This window comes from Caballeronia sp. HLA56, from assembly GCF_054655155.1.
This window is the reverse complement of record NZ_BAAHOB010000001.1, coordinates 212,012-225,354: the sequence shown is the minus strand read 5'-3', so window position 1 is coordinate 225,354 and position 13,343 is coordinate 212,012. Positions and strand designations below refer to the sequence as shown.

General features: G+C 63.4%; 14 protein-coding genes. 4 read left to right on the top strand and 10 right to left on the bottom strand.

What is annotated here, in order from left to right; all coding sequences use genetic code 11:
- Positions 1-6: 6 nt before the first annotated feature.
- From ACYQ47_RS01120 to ACYQ47_RS01085, 8 genes are all read right to left on the bottom strand, one after another.
- Positions 7-1,920 carry a hybrid sensor histidine kinase/response regulator gene (locus ACYQ47_RS01120; protein WP_250467492.1) on the bottom strand — a complete coding sequence of 638 codons (1,914 nt, stop codon included), beginning with the start codon at positions 1,918-1,920 and terminating at the stop codon, positions 7-9.
- Positions 1,917-3,671 carry an ATP-binding response regulator gene (locus ACYQ47_RS01115; protein WP_459904230.1) on the bottom strand — a complete coding sequence of 585 codons (1,755 nt, stop codon included), beginning with the start codon at positions 3,669-3,671 and terminating at the stop codon, positions 1,917-1,919. Before ACYQ47_RS01115 ends, ACYQ47_RS01120 begins: the two co-directional genes overlap by 4 nt.
- On the bottom strand, positions 3,668-4,711 hold the full coding sequence (locus ACYQ47_RS01110; protein WP_250467494.1) for an ATP-binding SpoIIE family protein phosphatase: 1,044 nt from the start codon (positions 4,709-4,711) through the stop codon (positions 3,668-3,670). The genes ACYQ47_RS01115 and ACYQ47_RS01110 overlap by 4 nt, the downstream gene beginning before the upstream one ends.
- Positions 4,696-5,136, bottom strand: a complete 441-nt coding sequence (locus tag ACYQ47_RS01105; RefSeq protein ID WP_459904229.1) for an anti-sigma regulatory factor — start codon at positions 5,134-5,136, stop codon at positions 4,696-4,698. Before ACYQ47_RS01105 ends, ACYQ47_RS01110 begins: the two co-directional genes overlap by 16 nt.
- A 20-nt stretch (positions 5,137-5,156) precedes the next feature.
- A complete protein-coding gene (locus ACYQ47_RS01100) occupies positions 5,157-5,513 on the bottom strand; it encodes an STAS domain-containing protein (protein WP_244828743.1) in 357 nt (118 codons plus the stop codon).
- 59 nt (positions 5,514-5,572) lie between these two features.
- Positions 5,573-6,505 (bottom strand): STAS domain-containing protein, encoded by a 933-nt coding sequence (locus ACYQ47_RS01095; protein WP_244828744.1) that lies wholly within the window; start codon positions 6,503-6,505, stop codon positions 5,573-5,575.
- 312 nt (positions 6,506-6,817) lie between these two features.
- Positions 6,818-7,165 carry a response regulator gene (locus tag ACYQ47_RS01090; RefSeq protein ID WP_244828745.1) on the bottom strand — a complete coding sequence of 116 codons (348 nt, stop codon included), beginning with the start codon at positions 7,163-7,165 and terminating at the stop codon, positions 6,818-6,820.
- Complete coding sequence (locus tag ACYQ47_RS01085) at positions 7,140-7,421, bottom strand: hypothetical protein (protein WP_459904228.1); 282 nt, start codon at positions 7,419-7,421, stop codon at positions 7,140-7,142. Before ACYQ47_RS01085 ends, ACYQ47_RS01090 begins: the two co-directional genes overlap by 26 nt.
- A gap of 18 nt (positions 7,422-7,439) precedes the next feature.
- Here ACYQ47_RS01085 and ACYQ47_RS01080 point away from each other — a divergent pair, with 18 nt between their 5' ends.
- Both ACYQ47_RS01080 and ACYQ47_RS01075 read left to right on the top strand, forming a co-directional pair.
- A complete protein-coding gene (locus ACYQ47_RS01080; RefSeq protein WP_244828746.1) occupies positions 7,440-8,798 on the top strand; it encodes a nucleobase:cation symporter-2 family protein in 1,359 nt (452 codons plus the stop codon).
- Between the two features lie 153 nt (positions 8,799-8,951).
- Positions 8,952-9,500, top strand: a complete 549-nt coding sequence (locus ACYQ47_RS01075) for a phasin family protein (protein ID WP_250467495.1) — start codon at positions 8,952-8,954, stop codon at positions 9,498-9,500.
- Positions 9,501-9,506: 6 nt separating this feature from the next.
- On the opposite strand, the gene ACYQ47_RS01070 is transcribed toward ACYQ47_RS01075, so the two are convergent.
- Positions 9,507-10,322: an exodeoxyribonuclease III gene (locus ACYQ47_RS01070; RefSeq protein WP_244828748.1), complete on the bottom strand. Its 816-nt coding sequence runs from the start codon at positions 10,320-10,322 to the stop codon at positions 9,507-9,509.
- A 155-nt stretch (positions 10,323-10,477) separates the two neighbouring features.
- Here ACYQ47_RS01070 and ACYQ47_RS01065 point away from each other — a divergent pair, with 155 nt between their 5' ends.
- Complete coding sequence (locus tag ACYQ47_RS01065) at positions 10,478-11,731, top strand: MFS transporter (protein ID WP_459904227.1); 1,254 nt, start codon at positions 10,478-10,480, stop codon at positions 11,729-11,731.
- A gap of 103 nt (positions 11,732-11,834) precedes the next feature.
- Positions 11,835-12,428, top strand: coding sequence for a histidine phosphatase family protein (locus ACYQ47_RS01060; protein WP_250467498.1), 594 nt, complete (start codon positions 11,835-11,837; stop codon positions 12,426-12,428).
- Between the two features lie 9 nt (positions 12,429-12,437).
- Here the strand turns inward: ACYQ47_RS01060 and ACYQ47_RS01055 are convergent, their stop codons facing one another.
- A complete protein-coding gene (locus ACYQ47_RS01055) occupies positions 12,438-13,319 on the bottom strand; it encodes an SDR family oxidoreductase (RefSeq protein WP_459904226.1) in 882 nt (293 codons plus the stop codon).
- Positions 13,320-13,343: the final 24 nt, after the last annotated feature.

Sequence of the window (13,343 nt, the reverse complement as noted above, 5' to 3'; positions counted from 1 at the left end):
AGGCGTTCAAGCCCCAAACCGCCCCGCCACCGCCTTCTGAATTTCCTCGAACGCCACCGGCTTCACGAGATGATGATCGAACCCGGCTTCCTTCGACCGTTGCCGGTCATGCGCCTGTCCATAACCCGTCACCGCGATCAAGAGCGCATCCGCGGTCGCCGGACGCTTGCGCATCTCGCAGGCGAGGCGAAATCCATCCATCCCCGGTAAGCCGATATCCAGCAGCACGATCTGCGGCGCGAATGTCTCGCTGATTTCGAGCGCAGCCGTCGCATCGTGGACGACGCGCACATCGTAGCCATCGGCTTCGAGCAGAAGACCCATGGCGGTTGCCGCGTCCACGCTGTCATCCACGAGCAGCACGCGTCTGCCGCCGCTCGATCCCGGTGCGATCTCGACACGCGGAACCGGCACCGCCTGCGGTCCACACGCAAGCGGCAGCCACACGACGAACTCGCTGCCCTGTTGCAGCCCCGCTGAATACGCTTCGATACGTCCGCCCTGCAACTCAACGAGCGTCCTCGCAAGCGGCAAGCCGATGCCGAGCCCGCCTTCCGAACGCTCCAGCGATGTCTCCGACTGCACGAACAAATCGAAGATATGCGGCAGCATGTCGGCGGCAATTCCGATACCCTTGTCGCGCACGCTGATGCGCGCCTGGTCGCCGACCCGCGCCGTCTCGATCTCGATCTCGCCTTCCTCGACGCTGTACTTCGATGCATTCGACAGCAAGTTGCCGAACACCTGCGCAATCCGCACGCTATCGCCCACGATGAATAACGGCAAATCGCCGAGCTTGGTCGTGAGCGTATGGCGTTTTCTCTGCAGCGCGGGCTGCGCGGTTTCGATGGCCGCCTCGATCGCCATTGCCACATCCACCGCTTCCTGACGCAGCGTGATCTTGCCTTGCGTGATGCGCGCGACATCGAGCAGATCGTCGACAAGACGGCTCAAATGCCGCACCTGACGGTCGATGATCGTACGCACCGTTTCAAAGTGCTGCGGCGAAGGCTTGCGCTTCGGATCGAGCAAATCGACGGCGTTTTGTATTGGCGCGAGCGGATTGCGCAACTCGTGCGCGAGCATCGCAAGGAATTCGTCCTTGCGGCGATCGGCGTCGCGCAGCAGCATTTCCGCGGCCTTGCGCTCGGAAATATCGTTGACAATGCCCGCGATGCGATCCGGCCGTCCGCCCACGCCGCGTATCGGGAACGCGCGCTCGGCCATCCAGCGCGGACCGCCCTCGGCACCCGTGACGCGAAACTCTTCCTGATAAGGCGTGCCGTGCGCCGCCAGTTCCCGGTACGCCGCGCCCACATGTTCGCGGTCGAGCGGATGCACTTCGTTGGACCAGTGATCCACGCCCGGCGTCGGCAGCGGCGCGCCCTGGCGCGTATCCCACAGGCGCGCGTAAGCGGGGCTCACGTAGAGCAACTGATTGGTCGCGGGATCGAGCATCCAGAAAATGTCGTCGATATTCTCGGCAAGCTGACGAAACCGCTCCTCGCTTTCCCGCAACGCGCTTTCCGCAAGCCGCACGCGCAACAACGCACGCACATGCGCGATCAATTCGGCGGGCTCGACGGGTTCAGTGAGGTAGCTGTCCGCGCCACCTTCCAGACCGCGAATGCGATCGAGGCTATGCACGGCCGCCGCCGATGTCTGCAGCACGAGCGTGCCCGCCGTCTCCGGCGAAGCCTTGATGAGCCTGCACACTTCGAGCCCGTTGATATCGGGCAGTTTCACGTCGAGCAAAACGAGGTCGGGCGATTCGGCGCGCACGCGTTCGAGCGCCGTCGTGCCGGTAGCGGCTTCGATGACATTGAACCCCGCGCGCGACAGAATGCGCGTTTTCGCATAGCGCGCGCCGTCGTTGTCGTCGACGTTGAGGATCAGCACCTCGCTCCAGTCGCTCGTCATGACTCTGTTCCGTAAGCGCGGTGCGCGTCCGTCACCGCCGCGAGCACACTCGCGAGTTCACTGCCCGCCACCGGTTTGCCGATGAACGCCGCCGCGCCCAACGCTTCCGCCTCGCCACGGTCCTCGGCCTCGCCGAGCACGACGATCGGCAGGTTGCGCATGGCCGCCTGCGCGCGCAACGCGGCGAGCCACGTCCACGCTTCGACCGGCGCGGGCCGCACGGTCAACAAAAGCGCGGCGGGCGGTGTGCGAGTAAGCGCGCGGGTCGCTTCGTCGAGCGTCGCGGCCGTCATAGCGCGATACGGCGACTGCCGCAAGGCCGCTTCGCAATCGAGTCGCTCGATCGGATTGCTCGCGACGACGAGCACCATCGGACGAGGGTCGTCGGCGGCGGAATGTTCGGTATGCGCGATGTCGTGTTCGTCGCCGTAATAAGCGGGCATGGTCGCGCTGAAGGTCGAGCCGCGCCCCGGTTCGCTCGTGAGCGACACATCGCCGCCAAGCAGCTTGCAGAGCTTGCGGCACAGCGGCAAACCGAGCCCCGTGCCTTTGACGTATTGCTGCAGCCGGTTCTCGACCTGGCCGAATTCCTCGAACACCACGTGCTGATGTTCGGCCGCGATGCCGATGCCCGTGTCCGCGACCGCAAACGTAATCAGCCGCCGCGCTTCGTCGTAACTCGCGCTTACGCGCACTTCGCCGCGCTCCGTGAACTTGAGCGCGTTCGACACGAAGTTTCGCAGCACTTGCGCGACCTTCGCTTCGTCGGTGCGAATGGGCGGCAGGCCCACGCACGAATCGAAAATCAAGTCGACCGCGCCGCCCGGTGAAAGCGGCCGCAGCATGCCGCGCAGCGCGGAAAAAAGCGTATCGACTTCGAATTCGACGGGGCGCACGTCGATCTTGCCCGCTTCGATCTTGGCGAGGTCGAGCAGGTCATCGACCGTTTCGGACAAGTCTTCCGCCGCCCGGCGAATGAAGCGCACCTGCTTTTCCTGCTCCTCGGTCAGCTCGCCGTCGATACGTTCGAGCAAGAGCTTGGACAACGCACGGATCGACGAAAGCGGCGTGCGGAACTCGTGACTCATGTTCGACAAAAAGCGCGATTTGGACTCGTCCGCGCGACGCAGATGATCGGCGCGTGCATCCAGTTCGGCATAAAGCGCCACCACGCCGCGATTCGTATCTTCGAGTTCGCGCGTGAGATGCGTGAGTTCTTCCTGACGCTCGCGCAAGTCGGCCAGCGCGCCGATCAATTCGCGGTTCTGACGCTGCAATTCAGCGGTGGAATCGACGTCCGTGGAAGCGGAGAGCGTGTCGGCGACCGAGCGGGCCGACGTTGCATCGAAGGGCGCGTTGTCCGGCAGCGCCTTCGCGAGCGAGATAGACGTGCCGCCGTCGGCTTCCTCGGCGATGGCGCATTCGTCCATCAATCGCTGTGCCGCGAGCAGGCCGAGCGCGGCTTGCGAATCGTCGGTTCTGACCGCGCGCAGACGCTCGCCCGCACCGGCGCTTGCAAAAAAGCGCACGACGAAGCGGGCCGGCCGCGTGTCCGTATCGACGAGAAAATCGGCGCGTGCGGCCGTGCCCGCGAGCAGCACCGTGCGCGCCGCTTCCAGCACCGAAGTTGCGATGCGCGTCTGATCCTGCGACGAGAAACCGAGTCCCGCGCTCGCATCGCGCGACTTGCGCCGCGCCGCGACGATATCGTGCTCGCTTTCGAGCCGCATCGAATAGAGGCGCGTCGTCATGGCGCACGCACGCCCATGCGCGCGACAAAAACCGTGACGTCGTCGCGGCCGCGCGTGAAATCGCGATACAAAAGCGCCGCAACTAGCGAAGGATGGCGCAGATTCAAACCCGGATAACGCGCGAGATCCCAGCGCGACGTAAGCCCGTCCGAATGCAGCACGATGAGCGCGTGCGCGGGATAAGGCGTCGCGAATTGCTGCGCACGCCGCGCCGCGTGCCCGACGATGCCGCTGTGCGAGACCAGATGCTTGTGCGTGTCGAGCGACCACACACTCGCCGAAATATTGCCGATGCCCGCGAACGCGACTGCCGCCGAGTCACTGGCAAACGGCACGCGCGCAATGCCCACTGCCGCGCCGCGAGTGGTGCGCAGCGCGCCGTTGGCCAGTTCCATGATGCGTTCGAGCGATGCGTCGCCGTCCGTGCCCAGAATCTTCGCCGCTTCGATTGCCGCGAGATTGGCAAGCGGACCGTGCCCCAGGCCATCGGCGACGAGCACGGTGAAGTCGTTCTCGCCCATGTGGCAGGACCAGGCATCGCCGGAAACGGTTTCGGTTTCGAGCGGCAGATTGACTACGCCATACGTCACGCGCGCCGGTGCCGCATGGTTGGCTTCGCCGCTCCAGAACACCGTGCGCAACACCGTGCCTTGTCCCGGCTGGCTCCAGATGTCGAGTTCGTCGGACAGACGTTTGATCGCGCCCATGCCGTTGCCCGGGCTGCCGGCGGTCGTGTAACCGTCCTCGAAGCACCGGTAAAGATCCGCGATTCCCGGTCCGCTGTCGATGCACAGTACTTCGATGCCGTAACGCCCGCTATCTTCGAGCGGCCGCACCAGCAACTCGCCGCGCTCGGCATGCTTCAGCAGATTGGTGCTGCATTCGGTCACGACGATCGCCAGTTTTCCCGCGACCGTCTCGTTGAAACCGAGGCCGCGCGCGAGTTCGCCGATAGCGCGCCGGGCGAAGGCGATCTGACTCGCCTCCGCGATTTCGAAGCGCTGCTGCGCGGCCATCGATTCCTTCAAAACGGTTTCCATTTGGTGATCGAAACGTAAGTACCCTCGCCCGGCGCCGAGCGAATCTCAAACTCGTCGCACAGGCGCTTTGCGCCGCCCAGACCAAGCCCGAGACCATGACCCGAGGTGAAGCCGTCGGACAGCGCGCGGGCGATATCCGGAATACCGGGCCCCTGATCGACGAATTCGAGTTTGAGGCCACGGCGCCCATTGCGCTCGACGAGTAAGCAATGCACGTCGCCGCCGCCACCGTAGATGAGCGTGTTGCGTGCCAGCTCGCTTGCGGCCGTCACGAACTTGGTCTGATCGATAAGCGACAAGCCCTGCGCGACGGCTTTTTCGCGCACGAGCTGACGCAAGCGCACGATCTGCTCGTCGGAGCGGATCGGCAGCGTGATGGGCGACGTCGAGGCGGCTTGCGCGGCTGATGAAATGAAGGTCGTCATGGAAGGCGTCACAGCGGCCGTCAGTAAATGCTCTGATTGAGCAGCGCCATGCCCTTCTCGACGTTCAGCGCGGTGCGCACGCCCGGCAGCGCGAGCCCGAGTTCCACGAGCGTGATCGCAACCGATGGCTGCATGCCGACGACCACCGTCTGCGCATCGAGCACGCGCGCCATGGCCGCCGTGTTGCCGATCATGCGGCCGATGAACGAATCGACCACGTCGAGTGAAGAAATGTCGATCAGCACGCCGCGCGCGCCATCTTTCACGATACGGCTCGTCAGATCGTCCTGCAGCGTGAGCGCAAGACGGTCGTGCATGTCCACTTGAATGGTGACGAGCAGCAGCTTGCCCATCGTGAGAATCGGAATGCGTTCCATCGCTGGCCCCGTTCGGTCTTTCTAATCGCGTTGTGCGTGGCGGTTGTCGACGCGCGCCGTCATTCGGCTTGCAGCGCGTCGTACGAACCCGCCGGGCCTGCTGTGCCGGATGCGCCGCTCTTGCCCCCGCGCTGCGTGTTTTCGACGGAGAGCGACTTGCCGGTGCGCTGCAGCGCGACGACGAACGCCGCCGCGAGCGTCGCCTTCGTCGTGACGTTGGACAGGTTCACGCCCAGATGCACGATGGTCTGCGCAATCTGCGGCCGAATCCCGCTGATGATGCAGTCCGCGCCCATCAAACGCGCCGCCGCCACGGTCTTCAGCAGATGCTGCGCGACGAGCGTATCGACGGTCGGCACGCCCGTGATGTCGATGATCGAGATGGCGGCGCCCGTCTCGACGATCTTCTGCAGCAGGTTTTCCATGACCACCTGCGTGCGCGCCGAATCCAGCGTGCCGATGAGCGGCAACGCGAGGATGCCGTCCCACAGTTGCACGACAGGCGTGGACAGTTCGAGCAACTCTTGTTGCTGACGTACGATCACTTGCTCACGGCTCGCCTGGAACACTTCGGTGGTGTAGAGCCCGAGCGCGTCGAAGAGTGTGCTGATGGTCCAGGTGAGATCGGCAAGCGTCGCGGGCTCGCCTTCGAGCGATGCGCGCAGGCGCGCGAACAGCGGCTGCTTCAGCGAGAACACGAACATCGCGGTCTCGACCGGCGAGAAACCCTGACGCGCGCGTTGGCCGGACATATCGGCGAGAAATGCGCGCACTTCCTGCCACGCGCTCGATTCGAAGTCGACCGTGTCGCTTGCGCCGAGCGCGGCCACCATGAGTTCGACGAACTGCCCGAACTGATTGCGCAACTCCGCTTCGCCGACCAGTCCGCGCCGCGATGCGATTGCATGCTGCTGCGTGATCCACTCGGCGAGCAGTCCCGCCTGGTTGCTGTTGAACAATTGGGCTAGCCGAGTTCCGCCGACCATATCCATGCCGAGATTCCTGTGCGAATGTTTTTATGCGCGCGTCCGTAGGATGACTGGCGAGCCGCGCCGGGCGAAAGCGCTTTTGCGCTGCAACGATTGGCCACGCAGAACTGCGAATGACCGAAAGCAACGCAAAGGCGCTCGGAATGTAGCACGTCGTCTCAAAAATCGACAGTCTGCGAAGCCTTTTGGCGCGTGCCTTCCGCGCATTTTCGCTGGCTCGGTAAAGCGATTCGCAAGCGATCGGCAATTGCTTCCGGTCGTTCGATCCACGATGGACAGAAGTCGGTCAAAACTATCCCATGCAATCAAACCAAGTCAGCGCGTCAGCAGGAACAGTTCCAGCGCCTGGAGGCTGATGGGCTTGAGGAGATAACCGTCGAATTCCGTTTCGCCGCTGCCATCGACGAAATCGGAGTGACCCGTCATTGCGATGATGCGGGCGTCGCGCGAAAGACCGGCGGCGCGAATCCGGCTGCAGATGTCGCGGCCGTCGGCGTCGGGCAGGGAAATGTCGAGAAAGATGCGGTCGAAACGCGTGTGACTCGTGAGCGCCAGACAACCGGCGCCGTCGTACGCAATGGCAGCGGTGTGCCCGAGACTCGTCGCGATATCGGCGAGAGTCTCGATGCAGGCTTCATTATCGTCGACGAGCAACAGGTTCATCGTGACTGGCTCCGGTACGACCGAAACGATGCGCCAGCGGCAAGCAAAAAACTCCAAGCAACCCATGACGCCGCGCGCGAGAAAGAGTGTAGTCCATCCACTCTGGCGCCAGCACATTCGTACCGAAAGCGGCGAAGGTTTGGCCGTTCGCCGCTTGAGTCGGCGCGTCGATGCGCCATTGCATGCCATCTATAGCGGCGCGAATATTTTTCCAGGAGCGTGCCGGTGCAATACTCGCCCGGAGCAGGACAACCATGAAACTTGCGGAGCACACATGGCCCACACGATCCATCCCGTCGATGAAGTGCTGCCCTTGCCCGCCATGCTTGCAGTGGGCATACAGCACGTGCTCGTGATGTATGCGGGCGCGATTGCAGTGCCGCTCATCATTGGCGCGGCGCTCAAGCTGCCGAAGGATCAAGTCGCGTTTCTCATCAGCTCGGACCTCTTTGCGTGCGGGATCGTGACGTTGGTGCAGTGCATCGGCGTATGGAAATTCGGCATTCGCTTGCCGGTCATCATGGGCGTGAGTTTCGCGCCGGTCGGGCCGATGGTCGCCATGGCTTCGTCGGGCGCGGGGCTCACCGCCATCTTCGGCGCGACCATCGCGGCGGGCGTGTTCGCCATACTCATCGCGCCATTTTTCGGGCGGCTGATGCGCTTCTTTCCGCCTATCGTCACGGGCACGATCATCCTGACCATAGGCATGACGCTCTTTCCGGTGGCGATCAACTGGGCGGGCGGCGGGCGCGGCGCGCCTAATTTCGGCGATCCGAAGAACTTGATGATCGCGGGCATCGTGCTGCTGGCGATTCTCGTCATCAACAAGTATCTGCGCGGCTTTCTCGCGAATATCTCCGTGCTGCTCGGCATGGCGATTGGCTTCGCGGTCGCGTTGGCGCTCGGACTCGTCGATGTCTCGGGCACTGCTCAAGCGGCATGGTTTTCTCCGGTGCGGCCGTTCGCTTTCGGCTGGCCGACTTTCGATATCGCGGCGATTGCGTCGCTGTGTCTCGTGATGGTCGTCATCATGGTGGAATCGCTCGGCATGTTTCTCGCGCTGGGCGATCTCGCGGGGCGGCCGGTATCGCGCGGCGACGCGACGCGTGGCTTACGCACCGATGGCCTCGGCACGGTGATTGGCGGCATTTTCAATACGTTTCCGCATAGCTCGTTTTCGCAGAACATCGGACTCGTCGGGATTACGGGCGTGAAGAGCCGCTGGGTGGTCGCGGTATCGGGCGTGATCCTGATATTGCTCGGGCTCTTGCCGAAGCTGTCGAATTTGATCGCATCGATTCCCGTGGTCGTGTTGGGCGGCGCGGGAATCGCGATGTTCGGCATGGTCGCGGCCACGGGCGTGAAGATACTCGGCAAGGTCGATTACGAGAGCAAGAACAACTTGCTGATCATCGCGATCAGTCTGGGCGTGGGCGTGATTCCGCTCGTCGCGCCGACGTTCTTTGCGCACATGCCGGCGTGGGCCGGGCCGTTGACGCACAGCGGCATCACGCTTGCTGCCGTGTTTGCGATCCTGCTCAATGCGTTCTTCAATCGCGGCAGAGCGGCGGCGGATGTCGAGCGCGAGATTGCGGGGGAGATGCCGTTGAGTTTGAGGCAGGGGGAGGAGTGACGGTTCAGCGACACTTCTTCGCGTTGTCGCATAAGCACGAGTGTCAGCAAAATTTCGCGCGGGATCGAGGGAACCGGCGCTACACCGTCACGTCACATTGATCGCATGCGGCACGAGCGCCGCGAACATAACCAATCCTGCAAGGAGCGCCAAATGTTCCAATACCCCGGTCAATTCGCCTACCAGATGCCATCGCTTGCTCGCGCCAATCTACAGGCGTTTCTCACTATCAGCGGCCGATTCGCGAGCACCATGCAGGCGCTCGCCGAACTCAACGTGCAGACCGTCAATAAAATGGTCGAGGAAAGCAACGCGCTTCTGAAAGCGGGCGATGAAGCCAGCGCCGGCGATGTCTTCGGCTGGCAGTCGATCATGCTCGCGCAGTTCCCGCAGAAAGCGGCATCGTACGGACAGCATGTGTTGTCGATCATCACGTCAACGGAAGCTGACGTCGTCGGCGAAGTGCGCAGTCAGTATGAGCAAAACGGCATCAAACTAAAGGGTCTCTTCGATACCGCCACGACCGACGCCACCGAAGCCGCGCAGTCCACGGGCGCCGTCATCACCGATCTCGCCGACACCGCGACTACAACCGCGGAGCAAACCAGCGGCGTCATTCTCGATGCGAGCGGCGAGATCACACAGAGCGCGCAGACCGCTGTCACGAAGGCAACACGCGCGGCATCGAAAAGATCGAGCTGACGCGCCTCAAGCGTCCGCCGCCTTCTTCTTCGGGCGCGCGCCGCCGCGCCCTTCCTTCAGCACGATCCACGTTGGCGCATGATCGCTTGCATGCGGCTCGCCACGCACCCACGTGTCGACGCCCGCATCTTTCAGCTTCGGCGCGAGGTCCTTGCTCAGCAAGAGATGATCAATGCGCAAACCCGAGTTCGTCTGCCAATGCTGCCGAAAATAATCCCAGAACGTATAGATACGCTCATTCGGATAATGCTTGCGCAATGCATCGGTCCAACCTTGCGCCAGCAGCTTCTCGTAAGCCGCGCGGCTCTCGGGCTGCAACAGCGCATCCTTTTTCCATGAGCGCGTGTTGTAGATATCCTCGTCGGTGGGAATGACGTTGTAATCGCCCGCGAGCACGACAGGATGGCCACTCTTGAGCAAAGCGGCCGCGTGCGCGTTGAGGCGCTCGAACCAAGCGAGCTTGTAGTCGAACTTCGGGCCGGGCTGCGGGTTGCCGTTCGGAAGATAAAGACATCCGATCAGCAAACCATTGACTGCGGCCTCGATGTAGCGGCTATGTGTGTCGTCTTCGCCACCTGGCAATCCGCGCCGGCTAAGGATCGGTTCCGCGCCCTTGGCAAGAATGGCGACGCCGTTCCACGATGCCTGACCGTGCCACAGCGCGCCGTAGCCCGCTTTCTCGATATCGGCGGCGGGAAACTGCGCATCGGTTGCTTTCAGCTCCTGCAGACAGACGATATCCGGCTCCTCGCGTTCGAGCCACCCGAGCAGGGCGGACAGGCGCGGGCGGATGCCGTTGATGTTGAAAGTCGCGATCTTCACTCGGCGTTCTCCATCGGTCGTGGACTCGTGGCGCGTTCATCGTAACGCGCCCAGGGCCGTTGCACGATGCATGCCGCGTCGTCGTGGCCAAGCGCATCGCCATGAAATCTGCGACATTCACGGGAACTCGACTTCACTCTCCTGTCCGCATCCACATGTCCGCTACTGTTCCGCCGCACGCCGATAGCTCGCTGCACTGGCAACGCAATCTCTATGTCTGCGTGTTCGGTTCGTTCACCACCATCATGGCGATGACGCTCCTCCTGCCCTTTTTGCCGCTTTACGTGCAGCAGTTAGGCGCGGCCTCCGTGGAGAGCGCGGTGCAATGGTCGGGCGTCGCGTTCGGCGCGACCTTTCTGGCAGCGGGTCTCGTCGCGCCTTTGTGGGGGCGTCTTGCCGACCGATATGGCCGCAAGCCGATTTTGATCCGCGCGAGTCTCGGCATGGCGATCACCATGTCGCTGCTCGGTGTCGTGCAGACGGTCTGGCAACTGGTGGCGATCCGCTTTCTCGCGGGACTCGTCGGCGGCTATGCGAGCGGCGCCATCGTGATGATCGCGACGCAGACGCCACGGCACCGCACCGCGTGGGCGCTCGGCACGCACGCGTCGGGAATGATGGCGGGCAATCTCGTCGGCCCGCTCGTGGGCGGGCTGCTGCCTGGGCTGATCGGCATCCGTTCGACCTTCTTTCTTGCAGGCGGCCTTATTTTCTGCTCGTTCATCATGACGACGCTCTTCGTGAAGGAAGAGCGCCGTGTGCCCGATGGCGCGAAGGGTTCGCCGGCCCGCGCGCGCAGCAGCGGCTGGCGCGACGTGCCGAAGCTTACGCCCGTCATCGCGATGCTCGCGAGCGCCATGCTGCTGATGTTCGCCAACATGTCGATCGAACCGATCATCACCGTGTACGTGTCGCAACTGGTGCAGGACCAGAAGAACGTGACGCTGGTCGCGGGCCTCGTGATGTCCGCCGCCGCGCTGGGTAGCGTGCTCGCCGCGCCTCGCGTCGGGCGGCTGGCGGACCGCATCGGCGCGACGAAGGTGATCGTCGCGTGTCTCGGGTTATGCGGCGTGCTGCTGATTCCACAGATCTTCGTCACGACCGGCACGCAGCTCGTCGTGCTGCGCTTTCTAATGGGGCTTGCGCTCGGCGGTCTTTTGCCCGCCATCACTAGCGTGGTGCGTCATAGCGTGCCGGACAGCGCGGCGGGTTATATCCTCGGCTATGCGACTTCGGCGCAATACATCGGACAGGTGACGGGGCCGCTCGCGGGCGGCTTCATCGCGGCGCACGTGGGCATGCATTCGGTGTTCGCGATGACGAGCGTGTTGATGTTCATGGGGGCGGGGTTTAATGCGTGGGTGTTTTTGCGCAGGAACGGCAGCACGAGCTCGGATGCCGCGCCGTGATAGTCATGCGGCACCTCCTTTTACACCGCCTCTGACAAACGCTCCCATAACCCTTACCATGCAAGCCACGCCGCGCGTGTGCGCGAACCACTCTCCCCACATCATGGCCGATTCCAAACCCCACGACAGCATGCATATCTGGCTGATCCGGCATGGCGAAACCGAATGGAGCAAGTCGGGCCAGCACACCGGTTCGACCGATATCCCCTTGACCGACGAAGGCCGCAAGCAGGCATCGGCGCTCGCACCCGTGCTCGCCGCCCAGTCGTTCGATCTCGTGCTCACGAGTCCGATGAGCCGCGCGCGGGAGACCTGCAAGCTCGCGGGTCTCGGCGATCAAGCGGAGGTCGAGCCGTCGCTGCACGAATGGGACTACGGCATCTACGAAGGCAGGAAGACCGTGGATATCCGCCAGGAGATTCCCGACTGGTCGGTCTGGACTTCCCCCATGCCCCAAGGCGAGATTGCCGCCGATATCGGACGCCGCGCGCAATCCGTGATCGACCGGCTGACTGGCTCCGGCAAGACGCATATCGCCATCTTTTCGCACGCGCACTTTCTGCGCGTGCTCGCGGCGCAGTGGGTCACCGGCACGGCCACGTTCGGCGCGCATCTCGTGCTCGATACCGCGTCGATGAGCGTGCTCGGCTTCGAGCGCGACACCCGCGCGATCATCAAGTGGAATCTGCGCGCCTGAACCGTCCGCTCAAGCGTCGAGCCAGCTGCTCGCCGTCTCCCGCGCAAAGTCGCGATACGACCGCGGCGGCCTCTGCAACAGCGCGCTCAGGCGCTCGATCTGCGCGGCCGTTGCCACCGCGCCTTCCCGCTGATAGCGCCGCATCATGAGTTGCATGTCGTACGCGAGCCATTCGGGCGCCGCCTTGAGGCTTGCCTGCAAAGGAGCGAGGTCGTCGCCGGCGTAACGGATGGGGCGCTGCAAGGCTTCGGTCCAGATAGCCGCGACGCTCCTCCCAGTGATCGCCTCCGGTCCGACGAGGTCGTACGTTTCGGCGGGCAGCGCGTCGGTTGCGTGTTCGCGTCGGAGCAATTCGCGCGCGGCCGCCTCGCCGATATCGCGCACATCGACCATCGAAATCCCTTTATCGCCGATAGGCATGCCGAAGATTCCCGCGTTCAGCAGCGGCTCTTTCTGGCGCACGTCGTTCTGCATGAAATACGCCGGACGCAGCACGGTGACGGGCAGCGCCTCACGCTCGATCATGCGCTCCACGGTGTGCTTGCTCGTGAAGTGCGGCACATCCGCATATTCGTCGCCCTTGAATACCGACAAATAGACGATGCCCTTCACGCCCGCCTCGCGCGCAAGGCTCAAAGCCTGCAGGGCCTGCGTGAGTTCGTCGGCAGCGTTCGGCGCGAGCAGGAACAGCGTGTCGATATCGGCGAGCGCCGCTGCAAACGAAGAGAGGCCGCTCAGATCGCCCTGCACTGGCTTGACGTGCGCCGGAAACTTCGCGTCTGCGGGCTTGCGCGTCAGCGCCCTCACCTCGACGCCGCCATCCAGCCGCGCGAGTTGTTCGATGACCTGCGTGCCGATCACGCCCGTGCTTCCTGTAACGAGAATAGCCATGTTGATTCTCCAGTTTTCGAGTTG